The organism is Pseudoalteromonas rhizosphaerae, assembly GCF_028885455.1.
GTDB classification, from domain to species: Bacteria; Pseudomonadota; Gammaproteobacteria; order Enterobacterales; family Alteromonadaceae; genus Pseudoalteromonas; species Pseudoalteromonas rhizosphaerae.
On the sequence record NZ_CP118496.1, the window covers coordinates 2,548,502 to 2,567,259 of the forward strand.

An 18,758-nucleotide genomic window follows, 5' to 3' on the forward strand; every position below is an offset into this window, starting at 1 on the left:
GTAACTAGGTACTATTATGATTTCATCACCTCCTTTTCATGAAACTTTAGATTTAAGTTTATGCGGTAGCATGGGGCGCGTTTTTCGACTCTGTCGCGATGCCGTTACTCTCGCTGTTGAGCCTTTAGGGTTAACACAATCTCGTTGGACTGCGATGATCCATATCCATCATTTAAAACAAGGTGTTACACAACAAGAACTGGCTAGCAGTTTGGGGATTGAAATGCCTTCACTAACGCGAACAGTTAAACAGTTAGAGCAACAAGCGATTATTGTCCGTCGCATTGACAGCGATGATAAACGTAGTCGTAAAATCTATTTTACTGAGCAAGGGTTACTATTATTAGATGCACTTAAAGACATTATGACTGAGGTTAAAACACAACTTTATGCAGAACTTACAACGCAGCAGCTTGATACTATGGCCTATGGTTTAGTGCAAATGGAAGCCAATGCTCGACGTTGTATTAGCCACTTTTCTGGAGAGAAATAATTCATGACACCGGATCAGAAATTTGCCCGCTATGTAAAAATATCATTAGTTGGGTTTATTTTATTGTTCGCTTACTTTGTCGTTGCCGATATGTTTTTACCGGTTACTCCGCAAGCGCGCGTATATCACCCTGTAGTACAAGTAACGCCACAAGTAAGTGGCCGCGTGAACCAAGTATTGGTGAATAATAATCAAGCGATTAAAGCGGGTGAAGCGCTATTTTTAATAGAAGCAGCCCCTTTTAAATTAGCACTAGAGCAAGCACAACTGGCTTATGCTGATGCGCAGTTGCAAAACCAGCGCTTAGATAGCAGTGTTAAAGCGATACAGGCTCAGCTAGCCGCTGGAAATGCCAAGCTGCATGAGCAACAGTTGTTATTTGATCGCAGTGAATTGTTATTGAAAAAACGGTCTATTTCGGAGCAAGAGTACGAAACAATTAGCGCTAATTATCAATCAAGTAAAGCGAATGTCGCAGCTATTGAAGCACAGTTAACCGAGGCAAAACTGGCACGTGGGCAATTAGGCGAAGACAACCTAGCATTACGCCATGCGCAAAACCAACTGGCACAAGCGAAACTCAATTTATCATACAGCATAGTGACTGCTGATGCTGATGGTAAAGTCGCAAACTTGCAAGTAAGCACCGGGACATTTGCTAATAAAGGTCAACCGATGTTAGCTATTGTGGCCAATAAAGCTGATTTAGTGGCTGATTTTCGTGAAAAATCGTTAGTTAATATCAAAGTGGGCAGCAAAGCAAAAGTAACGTTTGATGCTCTGCCAGGCCAAGTATTTGCAGCTACAGTGAGCTCTTTTGAAGCTGGCGTAAGTAATGGGCAGCTCAATGCTAATGGCTTATTAAGCAGTACTGAAAGCAGTAATCGCTGGGTTCGTGATGCGCAGCGCCAACGTATTCACATTGATTTAGAGCAAGCACAGCTATTAAGTAAACTACCTAGTGGTGCACGTGCAACAGTGCAGCTACTGCCTGAGTCAGTAATTGGGCAATGGTTTGGTGTCATGCAAATTCGCTTTATCAGTTTACTGCATTACATTTACTAATAAGGCTTTATTATGTCTGCATCAGTCCCTGTAAAACTAGACCAGAATGGCCTTCGGCAAGCGTTGCGTATCGCTGGCGGCAGCGCGTTGGGATTTAGTTTATGTAAATTGATGAATTGGCCAAATGGTATTTTCTTCACCGTTTATCCTATGTTGTTATTAGGATTAGTGCCGATTTTAAATGCACATATCATTCGTCAGTTTTTTGCCAGCGCGGCATTTAGTGGGTTATTTGTATTAATAGTACAGGGTTTATTTTCTCATTTACCAGTGGCGATGACCTTGCTGTGCTTTTTAGCGTTTGCATTTTTGTTTTATCAAATGAGCTGTGGTGCTAACTTTTTGTTTGGTGCTTTAAGTGTCGTTAGTTTATCTATTCAACTGCACTTTTCTAGTTATGTTGGTAATGGCACGAGTATTTATCCGTTGATCATCAGCAATGGTTTAGCAGTCGTAGTGACCGTGTTAGCGGCGGTATTAATGCACTTTGTATTTCCTGATGTTGCACCACGCCAAGGTCGGGTGATGCCAACAAAAGCAAAAGAGAGTATTCGCCACGAAGTACTGTTGTGCGCTACGGTTGCTACACTGTCGTTTGTGATTTTTCAGGTATTTGATTTACAAGATTCAATTTCAGCACAAGCGGCATCGATCTTAATTTTGTTTCCTTTGTGCTGGAAAGCCGCTGGCATGGCTGGCTGGCAACGAGCAATTGGCACATTAATTGGTTGTAATTTAGCGTTAGTATCGCAGCTGTTTTTGTATAATCACACCGATATTCTGATTTTTCCGGCGCTGATCTTGTGGATTTTAACTTTTATATTTAGCCGTTATCATATTTTAGGTGGCGGTATTCCTGGTGTTGGATTTGGGGTTATTACCACATTTGGAATTTTATTTGGTCAGTCTCTCGGACCTGGGCAAGACTTGGTTTACAGTGCGCTTTATCGGTTTTCGTCTGTATCGGTTGCGATAATCGTGAGTTTATGTGCGGTGTATATTATGCATCATATTCTTAATCGGTTTAGTGTCACCCGTCATCATACTTTCGACTAATATAATAACCGCCTTAGTCAGTTCCTTATGCACTAGGGCGGTTATTACTTTGTTATACTAACTGTGTTTAAATAATGATCACTTTAGGCGTGAGTTTATAAACCACTAATTAACACAATCGCTACTCAACGATGCGTTAAGCTGATTTATTGCGAGTGTTATTTTCGCGGGATCAACCATAAAGTCAGCGCGCCTAACAATATCCCCCAAAATGCCGAGCCAATAGAAAATAAAGTAAGATCAGAGGCGGTGACCAAAAAAGTGATCATTGCCGCCTCAGTGTAGTAACTATCAGACAAAGCTTGCTGTAAGCTCGAGGCAATGGTGGTGAATAAAGCAATCCCCGCCAAGGCTAAAATAAGTGCTTGTGGCAAACTTGCCACTAAACCCACTAGAGTCGCTGCTCCAATCGCCATCAGGATATAAAAACCACCGCCCGCGATACTTGCCCAGTAACGCTTTTTAGGGTCGCTGTCGGCATCTTCACTCATGCAAATTGCCGCAGTAATAGCAGCTAAATTAATGGCATAGCCACCAAAGGGGGCAATAAGGATATTACTAAAACCAGTGACATTGAGCGCTGCAGAGACGGGTGCAGGGTAATTATGTGCTTTTAACACTGCAATGCCTGGCAAGTTTTGTGAAGTCATGGTAACGATATAAAGCGGAATACCTACGCTGATCATCGCTTGTAAATTAAATTCAGGAGCGATAAACGCAAACTCGCTCATTTTCCATTGCCAACTGCTGGTATCTATTTGCCCTGTAACGCCAGCCATTACAAACCCAGCAATCAGTACCATAAGCATCGAAAAACGTGGCATTAAACGCTTACAGACTAAATAAACCAGCACCATCGCACCAATTAGCAATGGTTTTTCACCCATAAAGTTAAATACATCTATGCCAAAAGTCACTAAAACACCGCCAAGCATTGCACAAGCAATTTGACTCGGGATACGTTGCATTATTTTTTCAAACCAGCCAGTGATCCCTGATATAAATACCAGTAAAGCACTGAACATAAATGCGCCTACAGCTTGATTTAAACTATAACCTTGGGCACTGGTAATGAGTAAAGCGGCACCGGTTGTTGACCAGGCAATTAAAATTGGGATTTTATAGTAGTACGATAAGCCAATTGAAGTGACACCTATCGCAAGACCTAACATAAGTACCCAACTTGCAACGAGCTCCGCTGTGCCACCTAGCACAATAACGACTTGGTAAATAAGTGCGATAGAGCTGGTAAAACCGATGATCACCGCAACTAAGCCCGCAGTTAAACGGTTTAATAGTTGATTTGAGAGTTGCATGTGGTTCCTAAATCGTTGAATTCAATCGTTCTATTTATACACAAATATTACTTTGATGCTAGGGCGTGTTTATCTTTCGAGGTTACTTATGACTAAGGTCTTACTGGTTGGAGAAAGTATTGATGTTCTGAGGTAGTGATAAAGTGTTAGATTTGTAATGGCGACGGTGTAACAGTTTTCACACGTCACCAATGACAGCTTAGTATACAAAGCAATAGTCGTTATTTACGACTAAAATTTTACTGTATTACAGCGCTTAATATGGGGCTTGGAGTAGGCTGTTCCATCGCTGCTTTACTGTCTTCATCCAAGGCTAAGCTTAAATTCTCTGGGCGGTCAAAAATACCCAAGCGAATGCGAATAAAATGCAAGATTTCACGAGCCACATTGATCCCCAGTGCAGCTTCTAAGCCTTCAAATCCAGGGCTTGAATTTGCTTCGCAAATTTTAAAGTGATTATCATCAAATAATAAATCAATACCAGCAACGTCTAAATTGAGTACATTAGCTGTTTGTGTAGCTAACCATTCAATCTCTGGAGTAATTGGGTGCGGTTTACCAGTGCCACCTGCACTCACGTTCGCTTTAAAGTTTTTACCGCCAGAGTTTCGCTCCATACATGCGACAGCACGGCCACCAATAGTGAGTACTCGCAAATCACGACCATGGCTAGATTTAACAAACTGTTGCAAGATGATATTCGCTTGCGGGTTGGCGGCTTCAATTAATTGCATTAAATCGTCAAATTCGCTTTTTGACTTTGATAAAAATACGCCACTGCCCTGCGAGCCTGAAAGTGTTTTAATCACCACTGGAAAGCCTATTTGCCTATCTACTAAGTCGATATTTACTGGAAATTTTACCAGCATAGTATTTGGTGTAGGTAAGTTACGCTCAGCTAAAATTTGCTGTGCAAACAGTTTATCTTTTACCGTCTCAATTGATTGTGAGCTATTAACGCAGTACACCCCTAGTCGCTCGAGATGGCGAATAATTGCTAGTGCAAAATAGGTGGTGCTGGCGCCCATGCGAGGAATAACAAAGTCAGGCAAAGTTGTGGTTACACCGTCAATTAGAATGCTTTTGCCATCTTCGCGGGTGATAGTTAAATCAAATTGATCGGGAGAGAAAACTTGTAAATCGATACCTTCTTCTTTTGCTGCGGCCAGTAAACGCTCTACTTCGTAGGTCTCTTGTTTTAGTAATCCAGCACTGTCTTTATAAATGATCCAGCCACGCATGGTATTTCCTCTTGAGTATTGATCCGCAGCTCACAGAAAAAATAGGCTCACTACGTTATAGATGTTCACAGTCACTTATGATGATGAGAGTCTGCGGCAAAAGACGCGGAGTATGAGGTTCATCTGATGTGCAGTAAAACAAATAAATTTTATCGTCACGATAATATTATTTTTCATATCTCATTTTGGTTAATCAATAGTAGGTGTTTTTTTATTGCAATAAAGTATGTAACTACAAAAGGTATAATTGATAAGCTAATGTTAACTTAACGCGTTGTATTTTTAGTATTAAAGTTATTCATTCATAACTTTTATATATTTAATTTATTAACTGTAAGATTAATATGATAAATATTGAAAGTTTCGTTTTTGTTTTCGGTAACAAATTTATGCTTGCGATTTAATTTACTCTGATGTAAAAATAACAATATATTAACCTTTAGATCTAAAAGAGAGACAAATGAAAAGGGCTATTGCATTTATTGTTATCGTTCCGATCAGTGCTTTTTTGCTATATGAGTTCGTTATCTACAAAGAAAGCAATGTAACCCATTCGGTTCCTACGAGTGACGTTCAGTTATCGACTATAGCGCCTAAGTTAGGGGCTAAAACATCACCAGATATATCGTTACCAAGAGTTTTAGCTAAACCTAAAGTAGCTGTAAATCAAACACATGATGAATTTGATGCTATTAATCGACTCTCAGAGAAAGCAGAGCAGATTCTCAAAGCCTCAGGATTTTTGCCTACAGATTTACATAATGAGGTTTATATAGAATTTGACTTAGTTGCGCTCAGAAAGCTCAAGCAAGGCGATAATTTTGATCTAGCTATTCCACAAACCGCTGAAACCTTTAGCGCAGAGGTTACCAATGTAATTGCTGCTAGCAATGGTGATAAAAGTATTTTTGGCCGAGTGCTTGGTGCTGATGGGCGATTTCACACCACCGTGATGACTATTGGCGCAGACGCTATATATGGCCAATTAACTGCACCAAGCGGTAATTATGTATTTGAAGGTAAAGGGCAATATGGTTGGCTTGCGGCAAAGCGAGATCTTTATAAAAACCACATGGAACATCAAGTCACTAATCAACCCACATTAGAGCCAAGCAATGGTGAGGATCCGTTTGCACCAAAAGCAGAAGGTAATAACTTATAGAAATTTTTCAGAGCAGACTTTAACACAGTAATACAACACAACCTGACAAGGAACTACTATGAATAAACGACTAACTACTTTAGCTGCATTATGTGCATTAGGTATGACTGCAACTAGCCACGCCGCGACTATTGATATTGCGATTTTATATACAGATCAAGCGGCGGCCGCCACTGCAAACATTAATACTAAAATTAACCAGTATATTGCTTTTAGTAATCAGGTTTATAGCCAAAATGGTATTGATATTTCACTGCGTTTAGTAGGCAGCGAAAACTTAGGTAATCATGCAATTACACCTTCTAGCAGCTGGCTAAATTCAGTCACTAACAGTAGTTATATTCAAGGTTTACGCAATAGTTGGGGGGCAGATATGGTTGCGGTGCTTGGTACTGGTCAAAGTGCTGGCAGTAACCTAATTTCGTGTGGTATTGCGTGGGTTGGCAATGGCAGTAATGGTAATTTATATAGCTCAGTAAGTAACAGTATGTACAGTATTACAGCGGTAGATTGTGGAGCAACAACCTTTGTACATGAATTAGGCCACAATCAAGGCTTAGCACACTCTCGTAAGCAAGGTGATACATCAGGTGGTGTTTATGTTGATGGTATGGGCCATGGCGTACAAAATCAGTTTGCCAGTATTATGGCGTACCCTCATGTATTTGGTAGTGCCACGCAGTATGATTATTTTTCTAACCCGAACTGGAGTGTTAATGGTGTTCCTTACGGTGTAACTGGTGAATCGTTTGCATGGCGTACAGTAAATGCCACTAAAGACAGTATTGCTAACTTTAAATAGCGTTTATTTTTAGTGAACAGTTTTTCCCTTTTGAGCGCATTAGCGCTCTTTTTATTATTTAATTTAAAGCTGGCCAAAGTGTTGCGCCATCGCCATCGCCATCGATTGCATTGAGTACTTTAATTCCCAGTACTTTGGCAATAAGTGGGTAAACATCTAAGTTATTTACTTCATCGATTACTAATGAATTTTTAAATGCTGGGCCATTGGCAATAAAGGTTGCCGCCATATCTTCGCTATAAGCATAGCCATGGGTACCTAAATAGCTTACTTTACCGGTATCAGCAAAACTTCTTGGTGCTGTGGTTTGTAAAATAATATCACCAGTTCGGCCATTGTTAGCATAGTGATAAAGCTTACGTTGTTCATCACTTAGTACGGTATAGCGCCCTTTTGCTGCTTTCGTTAAGTGTTGTTTATATGCTGTGATCTCAGCTTTTGTAGTGCCTTTATTAGCATAGATCAATACTCTCGGTCCGGTATTTTTAACCATAAACTTGTCGTCTTTCGGTAAGCTACTGATAGCAATACTTTGGTTTGGCTCAACGGTACTCATACCATGATCGGAGACAATCACTAAGTTAACATTTTGCTCTAGTTCATTGAGGCGTTGCTGTAATTGCCCCATTAATACATCTACTTCTTTTACCGCTTGCTTGGTTTGCTCCGCATCAGGCCCATATTCATGGCCCATACTATCTACCAGTGAAAAATAACTAACAACTAATTGCGGGCGCTGCGCTGCTGGCAATGTTAGCCATTGAATAATTTGATCAACACGATTTTGATAATTACTGTGTTTTGAATAATGGTAAAAGTAATTCGGCAGCATGCCATTAAATCGCGCATCTGATTCGGGCCAAAAATAAGCGGCTGATTTTAATCCCTGCATCGACGCCAAATTCCACAGTGGAATGCCGTTGAACCATGTGCTGTCGTCTTTCCCTTTTCCCATGCTATAGCATTCATTTCTTTGTGTATCGCAAAAGCGGTTATCTACTACGCCATGATTAATTGGCAATAAACCAGTAATGATAGATATATGATTAGGAAATGTTTTAGTCGGATATACCGGGCGCATTTTAGTTGCGCGAACTCCCGATTTAGCTATTGCGGCTAAATTTTCAGCACCGTGTTTTTCGATGTAATCCCAGCGGAATCCATCAAGAGAAACAAGTACTACGGTATTATTAGCAGAGTTTCTATCGTCTTTAGCGTGGCTAAAAGAGCCATAAATGAGCAATGCTAATAACAGAAAACTTAAAATAGGCTTAATTGTATTAATACCTTTGTTGGGCGTTATTGGTAATCAGAAAATAAACAAATACGTTACGATATGCTTATGTTTAATATGCAGTGTACCGCTATTTTATGACCGTGATAATTATTAATAGATAAATTTATGTGCGAATAGCAGTCATGGATATTAATTTAGTAAACAAGCTGTTAGATTAAAAGTAGACAATAAAAGGAGCGTCTATGATCGATTTCAGCAAAAAAATAACGTCAGCGCGTGAGCTGCGCTCAACCCCTAATTTACAGATGGCGTTAGAAAGCGATCGTGGCCGTATCATCAATAGTGCTGCAATTCGCCGCTTACAACAAAAAACGCAAGTGTTTCCGTTGGAGCGCAATGCTGCGGTACGCTCGCGGTTAACTCACTCCCTCGAAGTACAACAAGTTGGGCGTTTTATAGTGCAACGCATCTTTGCGAATTTAACGGCCAAACAACAAGCTGAATATGGCCTAACAGGGTTAGAGAGGCCGCTAGAAAGTCTGGTTGAAATGGCCTGCTTGATGCACGATATAGGTAATCCACCGTTTGGTCATTTTGGTGAAGCTGCGATTAATCACTGGTTTAACGCAAATTTAGCAACGCTTACCCCTCAGCGCTGCGCCGATCCACACACGGGAATTGGCTTAATATTTAAACATTTAGCACAAGATATTTGTAACTTTGAAGGTAATGCGCAAGGTATCCGTATTGTACACTCACTGTTATCACTTAATTTAACCTATAGCCAAACGGCTGGTATTTTAAAATACACGCGTCCGGCAAGTATGGCTAAAGAAGATATACCACGAACTAAAAATTATTTGATGAAAAAAGTAGGCTTTTACTACAGTGAAAAAAACTTTGTTGAAAGATTGCAAAAAGAGCTATTGATAGAGCCACAATGTCGCCACCCCGCCAGTTATATAATGGAAGCGGCTGATGATATTTCATATTGCTTAGCTGATATTGAAGATGCCGTAGAAAAGGGCATTATCACTGTTGAGTTATTATGCGATAAACTCAAACAGCATTATCAAAAAGTGTTAACTAATCTTACTATTGACGATGTAGAGCATCAGCACGTGGTTGAAAAAGCAGTTAACTATGCCCTCGATAAGGCCGCTCAGCAACCTTATAACTTTAATAGCGAGTTTTTTATTTATTTACGGGTAACTCTACTCCACCCTCTGGTTAATTATGCGGCCAAACGTTTTATAGATAATATTGAAGCGGTTTATCATGGTGATTTTAATCAAGCCTTGTTAGAAGACCGCAGTCATTTACACGCTATAACCACCACTTTGAAACAAGTGGCGTTTGAGTATGTGTTTTCACATAAGGAAGTCGGTAAACTTGAATTACAAGGCTATCGAATTATCAATGGATTACTTGATTGTTATAAGCCATTACTGCTGTTAAGTCATGATGACTTTAAACGGGTGATCAAAGGGGATGATCGTTTCTTAATTGAAACACGGTTGCTCAAAAAGCTTTCGAAAAAGCATTTAAATAGCTATTTACAAGCCATTGAAGCGATGCAAGCAGAACCCGATCATGTACTCGCTTATGAGTTTTATTATCGCTGTCGATTTATTCAAGATTATATCAGCGGCATGACAGATCAATTTGCTTACGATGAATACCGTACCTTGATGGTAATTGATTAGCAAAACACACTGCTAGATAAATTTGCACACAACTATTAAACTGGGTTTATTGTGTTATTTTGTTTAATAGATTTATGATGGCTCACGTATTACGACTTTGCTTATTTATTTTATTTACTTTTAGTTTCAATAGCTTTGCTAAATACAGTGAAGCTATGTGCATCTTGTATAAACAACAAATGCAGCAATACAGCGATAATACAAGTAGCCGTAGTTATCGAAATGCGGCAAAAGATTATAAAAACAACTGCAGTAACCCACCTCCAGCAGCGTCTCAAGCGCAACCAGCACCTGTAGTGGTTGCACCAAAAACACATGTTGATAATAAAATAAAATCTACATTAGAGACGCAAAACTCGACTGTAAACCCCCTTGACAGCAATTCGTCAGTAGCCAAAAATGAGCCAGCAGAAGTTCAAAGGGAGGCGTCTGTAATTGTTGAAAATGTTGAGAATGTCCAAAGTATTGAAGTTGAGCAAAAGAGCAGCGCAGAAACCACAGTCGAACAGCCGCTTGGGCAAAACAATGATGAAGTTGACGCTACACCCGAAGCCGTAATAACAAGCGAACCTGCGACGATAAAGGTAACAGCCCCAGAACCAGTGCGCACTGAGTCGGATTCGTTATTGATGCCAAGTTTATTGTTGTTAGTAGTTTTATTATTAGCTGCAATGTTGCTGCTGCGCTTACGCGCTAACAAAAAAGCAGCTGAAACTGTACCGCTAATTCCTGCAACTGATGAGGCTTCAAGTACAGAAGCCGCTGTATCAAAATTAACCCCCGCAAAGGCTGAGCCCGCAGCAAGCGAATCCACTGTTGCGCCAAAAAAAGCAGTTATAGCAGAGCAAGAAGTGATTGCAACTCCACAAACTGAAGTGATAAATTCAGACGATGTGAACGTAAAAGTTGAGCTAACGCAGCGGCTTTTTAAAAATGAGCATGATTTTAAAGAGCCTGAAGTGCGTATGTTTGATCCTGATGCGCCATTACCAGGTCAGAAGCCACAACAACCTAAAGACGTCATAAAGCCTGCGACGATAAATGTTGAAGCTGATCTTGAAACTAATTTAGAACCACACCAAACGACCACAACAGAGCTCAATAACGAAGCTGAGCAATTACCTAAAATGGATGATGAAAACGTTATTCATTGCGCAACGAATGAAGTAGCAAATGAAATTGTCCATTCGGATGCTGTTAATAGTAGTGGCCAAGCGCTCACATCAGGCCTTTCGCAAACGAGGGAAGTTGAGCCATCAATGACCGTGGATGTTCAACCACAAGCTGATACTTTAACGGTAACTGACAGTGATGATGAAATAGCACAGGCGCTTGCGGCATTAAACGATGAATTAGCAGCAGAGCAGCATAGTGCATCAGAGCAAGATGAAAGAGATAATATATCTGGCGCATCTGTAGCAGATCCAAATCAGAGTAAAGCTAACCCATTTGCTAATTTATCACTCGACCCCACTTGGGATCCAAATTCAAAAGAAAAGCCGACGATTGTCCCGAAAAAAACAGTGCCAAAATCAGCCAAATTAATTGCAGCACAGGAGCGTGCAAAACAGTTAAAAACTGACGATTAATATATTAATTGTCGCTGGAGATTGATTATCCAAAGCTCAGACTATTTTGTTTAGTAGCAGCCTGCTCTGGGCTGTTACTTGCTGCTATAAATTACTTTATTTGTATGAGTTAAGATTACGAACCGCTTCACCCTTTTAGCATGTCGCCAACTAAAAAATAAAATCACAACGGTAATAAACAAACAAATACAGACAATCCCCATTAATGAAGAGGCATGCTGTAATAAGCTTGTTTGGGGGAGTGACTTTACGTTTTGAGTAGCTAACCTAATAGATTGCATGCCTTTTTTGGGTAGGATGATTTCATAGACATGATCATTAGGTTGTACTTCGGCACGTTGTAAGTTGCCCGCTGTTTGCCAATGTAATTCAAACTGTTGGCGCTTTACTCGCTGATGCTCAGTACACCATAATGCATTAATGGTGGCGTTTTCTTTAGTTTTACAGCGCGCTGGCAACTCATAGAAATTGCGCCATGCAGTCTGTTTTGCCATGTTGTTATATGAGTGTAGATAAAAACCAGCTGTTATTGGTGATTCAATTATATTCGCGAAGCTGTCTTTATCGGTTGATGTTGTGATGTTTTCTCTGCGATTACAAAAATCAGCTAGTCGAGTTAATAGTGTTGTGTCAGGTTGTTCTAATTGCGGTTGTGTCAAAGGGGAGTAAACAGCGGATGCAGTACATAGCGGGCTGAAACTGAGGGAGATTAATATAAAAATCCATTTTTTCATTAGTTACGTCCTGTAAAAGATGAACTTACAGCCTACCATTATTTTTTGTTATTGCAAACTTTATAGGTACAACCAAATAAGACGGTAACCGTTAAAAGCTTATATTTGGCTTAAAAGCACATGAAAAAATTATTATTGATTCTAAGTGTGTCAGTACATTGTTGTTAGTGGGATGATACACAATCCCAAGTAATGGTGGTTTTATTAGACCTAATACGAATCTATTTGGTTAGGGTAAAATATTGAAAAATAAAGTGTCAATATTAAAACCGTTAACCAGCGTTGGGTAAACGGTTTTAAAAATGCTTTAATGCATGTCTAAGTAGTAATAGAGCATTGTGAAAGGTAAATTAGTAGTTTACGTTTAGCGTTTTTGTGCCACATAACCACTAAAACCAAGTGTTTTAAAATACAACTTGCCACTATTGAAGCCTGTTTCATCGAGTAAGTCGGCAAGACGAATTCTATCAAGTGGGAAAAACTCATGCTCAAAATTATGCTGCATGCGCTCTACCCCTGTTTCAGTTAAGCCTAATTGTTTGCTGAGTATCAATTGGGCATCACGCTCAAAAAGTGTTTCTGGACGCATTAAATCGGCTAAATATAATTGCCCATGTGCTTTTAGCTGTGTGCTAATTGCTTGCAACATGGCTTTTTTATCGCCGTTATCTGCCACAAAGTGCATCACTAATAAGCATAATGCGGCATCCGCTTGTTGTGTAAGTTCGGATGGCGAGCCTAAGTGTAAAGTAACCCGTTCGCTGATCCCAAGCTCAACAAATCGTTGCTTTGCGATATCGAGCATGTCTTGTGAGGTATCTTGTGCAGTAAAATGCCATTTAGGCTGCAAGGCAGCAAGGAGGGCGACTTCTTTACCGGTACCGGCGCCTATTACCAAAATATGCGCTTCATCGCCGAGCGTTGCTTGTAGTTGCGCTGCGGTACTGTTGTGTAGCAATTCATACCCCGGTACTAAACGAGGAATGCGAGAATCATATTGCGTTGCTTCGTCTTGTGTAAATGTTGGCATTACTATTCCTTAAATAATTGTAACAGTCGAATAGCCACCAGGTTTCTTGGCGACATGAACTTGGGTAGCAACCCGTTCTGTCATTTGAGATACATGGGAGATCACGCCCACTTTGCGCCCCTGCGCTTGTAATGAATCAAGTGCATCCATGGCAATGCTTAATGTTTCACTGTCTAACGTACCAAAGCCTTCGTCAATAAACAAAGAGTTAATACTTACTTTATTGGATGACAAAGATGCAAGGCCCAGCGCAAGTGCCAACGAGACTAAAAACGACTCGCCGCCGGATAAGGTATTAACTGAACGTTGCTCATCAGCCATGTCCTTATCAACAATGGCGATATCCAAGGTTTGCTCAATAGCTGTAAGTTCATAGCGTTTGTTTAACGTTCGTAAGTGGCTGTTTGCATAGTGTAATAATATTTTTAGCGTTTGCGTTTGTGCTAAGTTACGCATGGTTTTACCCGTTGCATCACCCAACACTTTATTAAGTACATGCCATTGCTCGACGTGTTTTTGCACGGTTGCCAATTCAGTTTGTTTGCCTTGCAGCGCCTGACGGTTTTGATTGTGCTGTTCAAGTACAGTATTGGTTGCAAGCTGTGCTTTGTGCTGCGCAGCTTGCTGATCGTTTAAATTGGCTAACTGTTGAATAAGCTCAGCATGGCTTTGCTTAGGTTTATCGCTGTTTTGATGCTGTAAGTAAGCGTGTTTGTGCTGCTTTAACGCGGCATTTTCATCTATTAAAGCTTGCGCTAATTGTTCATGTTGCTTTAAATGCGTTTTAATTTCATCGCTACTTAGTGTTAGTAAAATTGTGACCTGTTCGTGGCTTGCATCGCTGTAGCGGCTTTTAAATTCAGCAAACCATTGATTATAGCGAGTATCGAGGTCGGCTTGTTCTTGCGCATTTTCAAGTAACCGTTGCTCGAGGCCTTGCAGCGTTATCGCGTGCTCGTCGCGTTGTTTTATCGCGTTATCGTGCGCTTTTTGGCTGTGCTGAAGCTGTGCTTGGTATTGCTCTTGTTGAGCAGCTAGCTTCGTTTGGTAGTCGTCAGCACTAATGTGTTCATTATTAAATAGCGCTAAGCGCTCACTTTGCGAGCTGCTATGTTGTTGCTGTGCTTTGGCTAAATCATCTTTTAGGTTTTTTAAGATTTGCTCTGTATCACTGATCAGCGGTGTAAACTGCTGCATCTGTTGGTCAGCGCTATCGAGTTGTTTTTGCGCTTGCTCAAGCTGCTCTTGGTTGTGCTGATATTGCTCAACTTGCTGGTTTAACTCAATTAAATTAAGCGAATTATTTTGCAGTTGTTGCCAAAATTGAGCCTCTTGAAATTGTGAACCAAGGGTCGCGGTTAGCTCATTAATTTGTGTGCTTAGCTCACTTAGCTTGCTATTGAGCTGGCTTTGTTGATTGCTTAGTTCAAGGTGGCGTGTATGTAACTGTTGTTGAGCTTGCTGCTCATTTTTAAAGATACTTTGCAGTTGGTTTACCTGCTCTTGCAAGTTGCGCTGTTGTTTTTGTGTTGCATAATACTGTGTTTTTTGTTCATTGAGCGCAATGTAACTGGCCTCCAATTGCTCTGAGGTTAAGTCATTAAGTTCGGTGCGGGCCGCTTGCATGGTATGTTTTATTTCAAGCTGTTTAGTCTGTGCAGTCTGTACCGCTTGGCTGTGTTGTGTGTGTTCAGCAACGAGCACAGCATGCTGAGTTTGATGCGAGTGAAGCTCTGCTAGGGCATTTTCGTAGTGCTGTTTTGCAGTTTTATAGTCATTTTCAAAAGCAGCGATTAAGTTAGTTAATTGCTGATCTGCGAATGGGTGTTCGGTTGCTCCACATACCACACAAGGTTCATTTGGCGTAAGTTGAGCACGTAAATGTTCGACACTTTCGCTGGCACGCAAGCGAGCTTGATTTAGTGCGTATTCACTGTGTTTAAGCGTTTGTTCTCGTGTTACTAGGTTCTGGGTTAGCGTTGTTTGTGTTTGCTCGCCCTGACTTAGTTTGCTTGCAATAACACTTTGTTGTTGCGTGCTTTGCTTTAGCTCTTGATTAAACTGTTTGTAACGCTCGCGTTGCTCTTTTAAGTAATCGATACTTTTAAGTTTGGCATCACATTGCTCAATATTAAATTGGCCGTGTTGCTTGTTGAGTTGATCAAGCTTTTGTTGTTCGCTTAAAAGTGTTTGTTCGCTTAGCGTCAGTTTTTTAGTTTGTGTTTCCAGCTGCTCGTTTTGCCGTATAAGCTCAGCTGCTAACTGTGTACTTTGTTCAGTCGTTGTTGCAAATTGCTGCTTAGCGTGCAAAAACTGATTGAAGCTATGCTGATAGTAATTCCAATCACTCGCTAGTTGCTTAAGTTGACTATGCTGGGTTAGCCATTGCTGGTGTTGCTCGGAATGTTTTTTTGCTTGTTGATGACTTGCTTGGCTTTGTTTAAATTGCTGCTGTAAATGAGTAAGTTGTTTTTGCTCTTTTTCATTTTGCCTTGTAATGCTGGTTATGGTTTGTGTTTGCATCGCAAGTTGATTGTCGAGCTCACGCGCTTTAGCAATGATTGGTTCCGCGCTTTTTTGCTGTTGTTTCGCCGTTTGCAAGCTCTCGTTGTGCTTTTCAAGTGCGCTGGCAAGATCAGTAATGAGTGCCGTATGATCGATACTCTTTAAATCATTTACCTTGGTATTTAGTTCATTATTTTGCGCCGTTAAGCTTTTAAAACGATTGCGATTGTCTTTAATTTCCAGTGCACTTTGCGCTTGTTTAGCCTGTTCACTTTGTGTTGCAATGGCTTTAAGCGCTGTACTGGCTTGTTGTTGATTTTGTTCTGCTAGATTCAGTGCTTGCTCTAAGCTATTGGCTTGCTTATACCAGTTTATACCCTGCTCGATGCCAGCTAAGGTTTTTGTAGTATCTTCAATTTGCTGTTTTAAATCATCAAGTAGTTGAGTTTTCGCGGCAAGTTCTTCGTCAGTGAGTAAGGTATAACTGGCTAAACTGGCTTTGAGCAATTCGAGTTTATTTAGCTGTTCTTTATGGCGCTCAAAAATACGTTTACCAATCAAGCTAAATTTATCTGTGCCAGTTAAGCATTCTAAAAGCTGGGCTCGTTCATCACCCGTGGCCTTTAAAAATGCCGCAAACTCATGTTGCGCTAATAATACCGCCCGCGAGAATTGTTCAAAGTTGAGCCCTATTTTACTTTCGACTTCTTTTATGGTGTTGCTTTTATCAGCTATTAGCGTTTCGTCTGGCAAAGTATAGAGGCTGTGCTCTGCTACTTTTAACTTTCCGGTTATTTTTTTATGAGTTCTTTGAATGGTATAGCGCGCGCGATAGAGCTGTTTATCTTGGCCTAAAAAATCGACCTCGGCAAAACCTTCCCATTTACCCTTACGTAATAAGTTACGTGGATCATTTAACTTTATACTGTCGCCATTAAAATCTATTAAGTTACCTTTATCACCTCTTAATCGAGCTGTTTTGGTATAAAGGGCTAAGCAAATCGCATCTAAAAAAGTGCTTTTTCCTGCACCAGTGTCGCCCGTTATGGCAAATAAACCAGCATCCCTTAACGGTGCTTTGGTAAAGTCGATTTCGGCGTCAACAATTGAGGCTAAGTTATGGATGCGTACTGCGGTTATTTTCATAGTTGTTCTTGCTCCGCAAGTTCGCTTATTACATCGTTTAAAAGGGTTTTTAGCTCATCCGGGACAGCTTGCCCCGCCATGTCTTTGTTATTGGCAAACGCTTGCTCTAATAACATTTGCGGGTTGAGCATCTCGACTTGGCTTAAATCTTCAAAGACAGTTAAACGCTGCTCTTTATTATGCTGACGAACGCGTTCTATGCCGCAAAAGCGCACTTCTTTGTTCTCTAGTGCTTTTTCAATTTGCTCTCGAAAAGTTGTATCGGTATCCCCTGCACTGAGCTTTACTCTTAAATACGGAGCTTGGCTATATTGGCTTAGGTTTAGGCTCGATAGTTGTTGGCATAATTGTTCAAGAGGTACGCACTCTCCTTCAGGTAATAAAATCACTTCTGTTGGGCGAGGAATGTAAAGGGGGTTTACAGTCACTGCAATCGTATCATCAGTGGTGGTTGTAAACTCAGCAACACATACTTGGTGTTTATAGTTGCGCTCTGAAAACGACATCGGCATTGGTGTACCGCTATAGCGGATTGTCTCGGACTTTGCGACTATTTGCGCTTTATGCAAGTGGCCCAGCGCAACGTAATCAGCATGATTGCTAAACACGTTTGCTGTTACTGATTCTTCTCCGCCAATTATCAAATTTCGCTCAGAATCACTGGAGATATCGCCGCCCTTGGCATGTAAGTGCCCCATCACTATCAGCGGCGTTGTTGCAGGCTTATCAATGAGCGCATGCTCAATACTTAGCTGGTAGGCCTTAGCTATGCCTTGAGCGTAATCGTGACCGTTTTCAGTGTGACTAAGTGAACTAACATCACTGGCACGTAAAAATGGCATTGCAACGATATGAGCTGTTACAGAGTTGCTATTTAAACGCAGTACCACATCTGCTGGACTATTCGCATCAAAACGGCCTACGACCTGAGTATCAAACTGAGCAAGCAGCGGCTGGGCGGCCATTATGCGATTTGCAGAATCATGATTACCGGCAATAAGCACTATTTGCAATGCAGGGCAGTGCTTTTTGGCATCTTTTATAAATTGGTAGAGTTGATTTTCACTGCTAGCAGGCGGGGTAGCTGTGTGATAAATATCACCAGCGACTAACAGCAGATCTATTTGTTGTGTGACGAGCGTGTCTATCAGCCAACTGAAAAACACCTGATGCTCTTGGCAGCGATTGTGTTCGTAAAATTGTTGGCCTAAATGCCAATCTGAGGTATGTAAGACTTTCATGTCACGCTCTTAAAAAACAGTTAAGAGCGTCAATATACCCAAGCTAAATTAAGATGCAAGGGCACAAGCTGAATCTTTAACTTGTTAGGTTATACCAAGCAAAGATCACCATGGGTAAAGCTAACAATGCCAGCACTAATGGTACTTTGAGTGCTTTGGTTTGTTTGGCCTGCAGTACTTTTAACGCATTCGTTTCGTTACAGGCAGCTACTTTATCAATATAAAAATAACCTGAATCTAAATACTGTTTACAACTTTGTTCATCTGCTGGAATTGCAATTACTTCTTGTTGTTTTTTTAGGATATAAAAATCCATATGCCCACCGCATTTTACTAGTATGTTGAAACACTTTTGAGGAGAAAAGCGATGCTTTTAACCCCCTCAAATCAAAAAAGTGGGCGATTTTAAATACAAATGACTATAAAGGTCAACTA

The 18,758-nt window shown here is 40.7% G+C and carries 15 protein-coding genes; 7 read left to right on the forward strand and 8 right to left on the reverse strand.

The annotated features are described in order from the left end of the window. Window positions 1-16 precede the first annotated feature (16 nt). The 3 genes from PVK79_RS10720 to PVK79_RS10730 are packed head-to-tail and all read left to right on the forward strand — an operon-like array spanning window position 17 to window position 2,614. Window positions 17-493 carry a MarR family winged helix-turn-helix transcriptional regulator gene (locus PVK79_RS10720; protein WP_257326709.1) on the forward strand — a complete coding sequence of 159 codons (477 nt, stop codon included), beginning with the start codon at window positions 17-19 and terminating at the stop codon, window positions 491-493. A 3-nt stretch (window positions 494-496) separates the two neighbouring features. Then, a complete protein-coding gene (locus tag PVK79_RS10725; RefSeq protein WP_182819651.1) occupies window positions 497-1,558 on the forward strand; it encodes an HlyD family secretion protein in 1,062 nt (353 codons plus the stop codon). A gap of 12 nt (window positions 1,559-1,570) precedes the next feature. Further along, complete coding sequence (locus PVK79_RS10730) at window positions 1,571-2,614, forward strand: DUF2955 domain-containing protein (RefSeq protein WP_145238906.1); 1,044 nt, start codon at window positions 1,571-1,573, stop codon at window positions 2,612-2,614. Window positions 2,615-2,772: 158 nt separating this feature from the next. Here the strand turns inward: PVK79_RS10730 and PVK79_RS10735 are convergent, their stop codons facing one another. Continuing rightward, a complete protein-coding gene (locus PVK79_RS10735; protein WP_257326710.1) occupies window positions 2,773-3,930 on the reverse strand; it encodes a benzoate/H(+) symporter BenE family transporter in 1,158 nt (385 codons plus the stop codon). Window positions 3,931-4,169: 239 nt separating this feature from the next. Then, a complete protein-coding gene (locus tag PVK79_RS10740; protein ID WP_257326711.1) occupies window positions 4,170-5,171 on the reverse strand; it encodes an ATP-grasp domain-containing protein in 1,002 nt (333 codons plus the stop codon). Between the two features lie 460 nt (window positions 5,172-5,631). Here PVK79_RS10740 and PVK79_RS10745 point away from each other — a divergent pair, with 460 nt between their 5' ends. Together PVK79_RS10745 and PVK79_RS10750 are read left to right on the forward strand one after the other, a co-directional pair. Continuing rightward, window positions 5,632-6,333: a hypothetical protein gene (locus tag PVK79_RS10745; protein ID WP_145238898.1), complete on the forward strand. Its 702-nt coding sequence runs from the start codon at window positions 5,632-5,634 to the stop codon at window positions 6,331-6,333. A gap of 58 nt (window positions 6,334-6,391) precedes the next feature. Then, complete coding sequence (locus PVK79_RS10750) at window positions 6,392-7,135, forward strand: zinc-dependent metalloprotease family protein (RefSeq protein WP_182731990.1); 744 nt, start codon at window positions 6,392-6,394, stop codon at window positions 7,133-7,135. A 58-nt stretch (window positions 7,136-7,193) separates the two neighbouring features. Here the strand turns inward: PVK79_RS10750 and PVK79_RS10755 are convergent, their stop codons facing one another. After that, the gene (locus tag PVK79_RS10755) at window positions 7,194-8,378 is read right to left on the reverse strand and encodes an alkaline phosphatase family protein (RefSeq protein ID WP_257326712.1); all 1,185 of its coding nucleotides are present in this window, start codon (window positions 8,376-8,378) and stop codon (window positions 7,194-7,196) included. A gap of 236 nt (window positions 8,379-8,614) precedes the next feature. Between PVK79_RS10755 and dgt the strand changes: the two genes are divergently transcribed. Both dgt and PVK79_RS10765 read left to right on the forward strand, forming a co-directional pair. Next, the gene (gene dgt / locus PVK79_RS10760; protein WP_257326713.1) at window positions 8,615-10,078 is read left to right on the forward strand and encodes a dGTPase; all 1,464 of its coding nucleotides are present in this window, start codon (window positions 8,615-8,617) and stop codon (window positions 10,076-10,078) included. A gap of 74 nt (window positions 10,079-10,152) precedes the next feature. Next, window positions 10,153-11,667 (forward strand): hypothetical protein, encoded by a 1,515-nt coding sequence (locus PVK79_RS10765; protein ID WP_257326714.1) that lies wholly within the window; start codon window positions 10,153-10,155, stop codon window positions 11,665-11,667. A gap of 74 nt (window positions 11,668-11,741) precedes the next feature. Here the strand turns inward: PVK79_RS10765 and PVK79_RS10770 are convergent, their stop codons facing one another. The 5 genes from PVK79_RS10770 to PVK79_RS10790 form a co-directional block, all read right to left on the reverse strand. After that, window positions 11,742-12,401 (reverse strand): hypothetical protein, encoded by a 660-nt coding sequence (locus tag PVK79_RS10770; RefSeq protein ID WP_257326715.1) that lies wholly within the window; start codon window positions 12,399-12,401, stop codon window positions 11,742-11,744. Between the two features lie 364 nt (window positions 12,402-12,765). Further along, window positions 12,766-13,431, reverse strand: a complete 666-nt coding sequence (locus PVK79_RS10775) for a class I SAM-dependent methyltransferase (RefSeq protein ID WP_257326716.1) — start codon at window positions 13,429-13,431, stop codon at window positions 12,766-12,768. Window positions 13,432-13,440: 9 nt separating this feature from the next. Further along, window positions 13,441-17,082 (reverse strand): AAA family ATPase, encoded by a 3,642-nt coding sequence (locus tag PVK79_RS10780; protein ID WP_257326717.1) that lies wholly within the window; start codon window positions 17,080-17,082, stop codon window positions 13,441-13,443. Next, window positions 17,079-18,323, reverse strand: coding sequence for an exonuclease SbcCD subunit D C-terminal domain-containing protein (locus tag PVK79_RS10785; RefSeq protein ID WP_257326718.1), 1,245 nt, complete (start codon window positions 18,321-18,323; stop codon window positions 17,079-17,081). The genes PVK79_RS10780 and PVK79_RS10785 overlap by 4 nt, the downstream gene beginning before the upstream one ends. 76 nt (window positions 18,324-18,399) lie before the next feature. Further along, window positions 18,400-18,639, reverse strand: coding sequence for a hypothetical protein (locus PVK79_RS10790; RefSeq protein ID WP_145238872.1), 240 nt, complete (start codon window positions 18,637-18,639; stop codon window positions 18,400-18,402). Window positions 18,640-18,758 lie beyond the last annotated feature (119 nt).

What these genes read in the sequence shown, in the direction of transcription:
- PVK79_RS10770 (WP_257326715.1), bottom strand. Translation starts at nt 12,401, where the DNA reads ATGAAAAAATGGATTTTTATATTAATCTCCCTCAGTTTCAGCCCGCTA.
- PVK79_RS10725 (WP_182819651.1), top strand. Translation starts at nt 497, where the DNA reads ATGACACCGGATCAGAAATTTGCCCGCTATGTAAAAATATCATTAGTT.
- PVK79_RS10780 (WP_257326717.1), bottom strand. Translation starts at nt 17,082, where the DNA reads ATGAAAATAACCGCAGTACGCATCCATAACTTAGCCTCAATTGTTGAC.
- PVK79_RS10735 (WP_257326710.1), bottom strand. Translation starts at nt 3,930, where the DNA reads ATGCAACTCTCAAATCAACTATTAAACCGTTTAACTGCGGGCTTAGTT.
- PVK79_RS10745 (WP_145238898.1), top strand. Translation starts at nt 5,632, where the DNA reads ATGAAAAGGGCTATTGCATTTATTGTTATCGTTCCGATCAGTGCTTTT.
- PVK79_RS10730 (WP_145238906.1), top strand. Translation starts at nt 1,571, where the DNA reads ATGTCTGCATCAGTCCCTGTAAAACTAGACCAGAATGGCCTTCGGCAA.
- PVK79_RS10765 (WP_257326714.1), top strand. Translation starts at nt 10,153, where the DNA reads ATGATGGCTCACGTATTACGACTTTGCTTATTTATTTTATTTACTTTT.
- PVK79_RS10790 (WP_145238872.1), bottom strand. Translation starts at nt 18,639, where the DNA reads ATGGATTTTTATATCCTAAAAAAACAACAAGAAGTAATTGCAATTCCA.
- PVK79_RS10775 (WP_257326716.1), bottom strand. Translation starts at nt 13,431, where the DNA reads ATGCCAACATTTACACAAGACGAAGCAACGCAATATGATTCTCGCATT.
- PVK79_RS10750 (WP_182731990.1), top strand. Translation starts at nt 6,392, where the DNA reads ATGAATAAACGACTAACTACTTTAGCTGCATTATGTGCATTAGGTATG.
- PVK79_RS10720 (WP_257326709.1), top strand. Translation starts at nt 17, where the DNA reads ATGATTTCATCACCTCCTTTTCATGAAACTTTAGATTTAAGTTTATGC.
- PVK79_RS10785 (WP_257326718.1), bottom strand. Translation starts at nt 18,323, where the DNA reads ATGAAAGTCTTACATACCTCAGATTGGCATTTAGGCCAACAATTTTAC.
- PVK79_RS10740 (WP_257326711.1), bottom strand. Translation starts at nt 5,171, where the DNA reads ATGCGTGGCTGGATCATTTATAAAGACAGTGCTGGATTACTAAAACAA.
- dgt (WP_257326713.1), top strand. Translation starts at nt 8,615, where the DNA reads ATGATCGATTTCAGCAAAAAAATAACGTCAGCGCGTGAGCTGCGCTCA.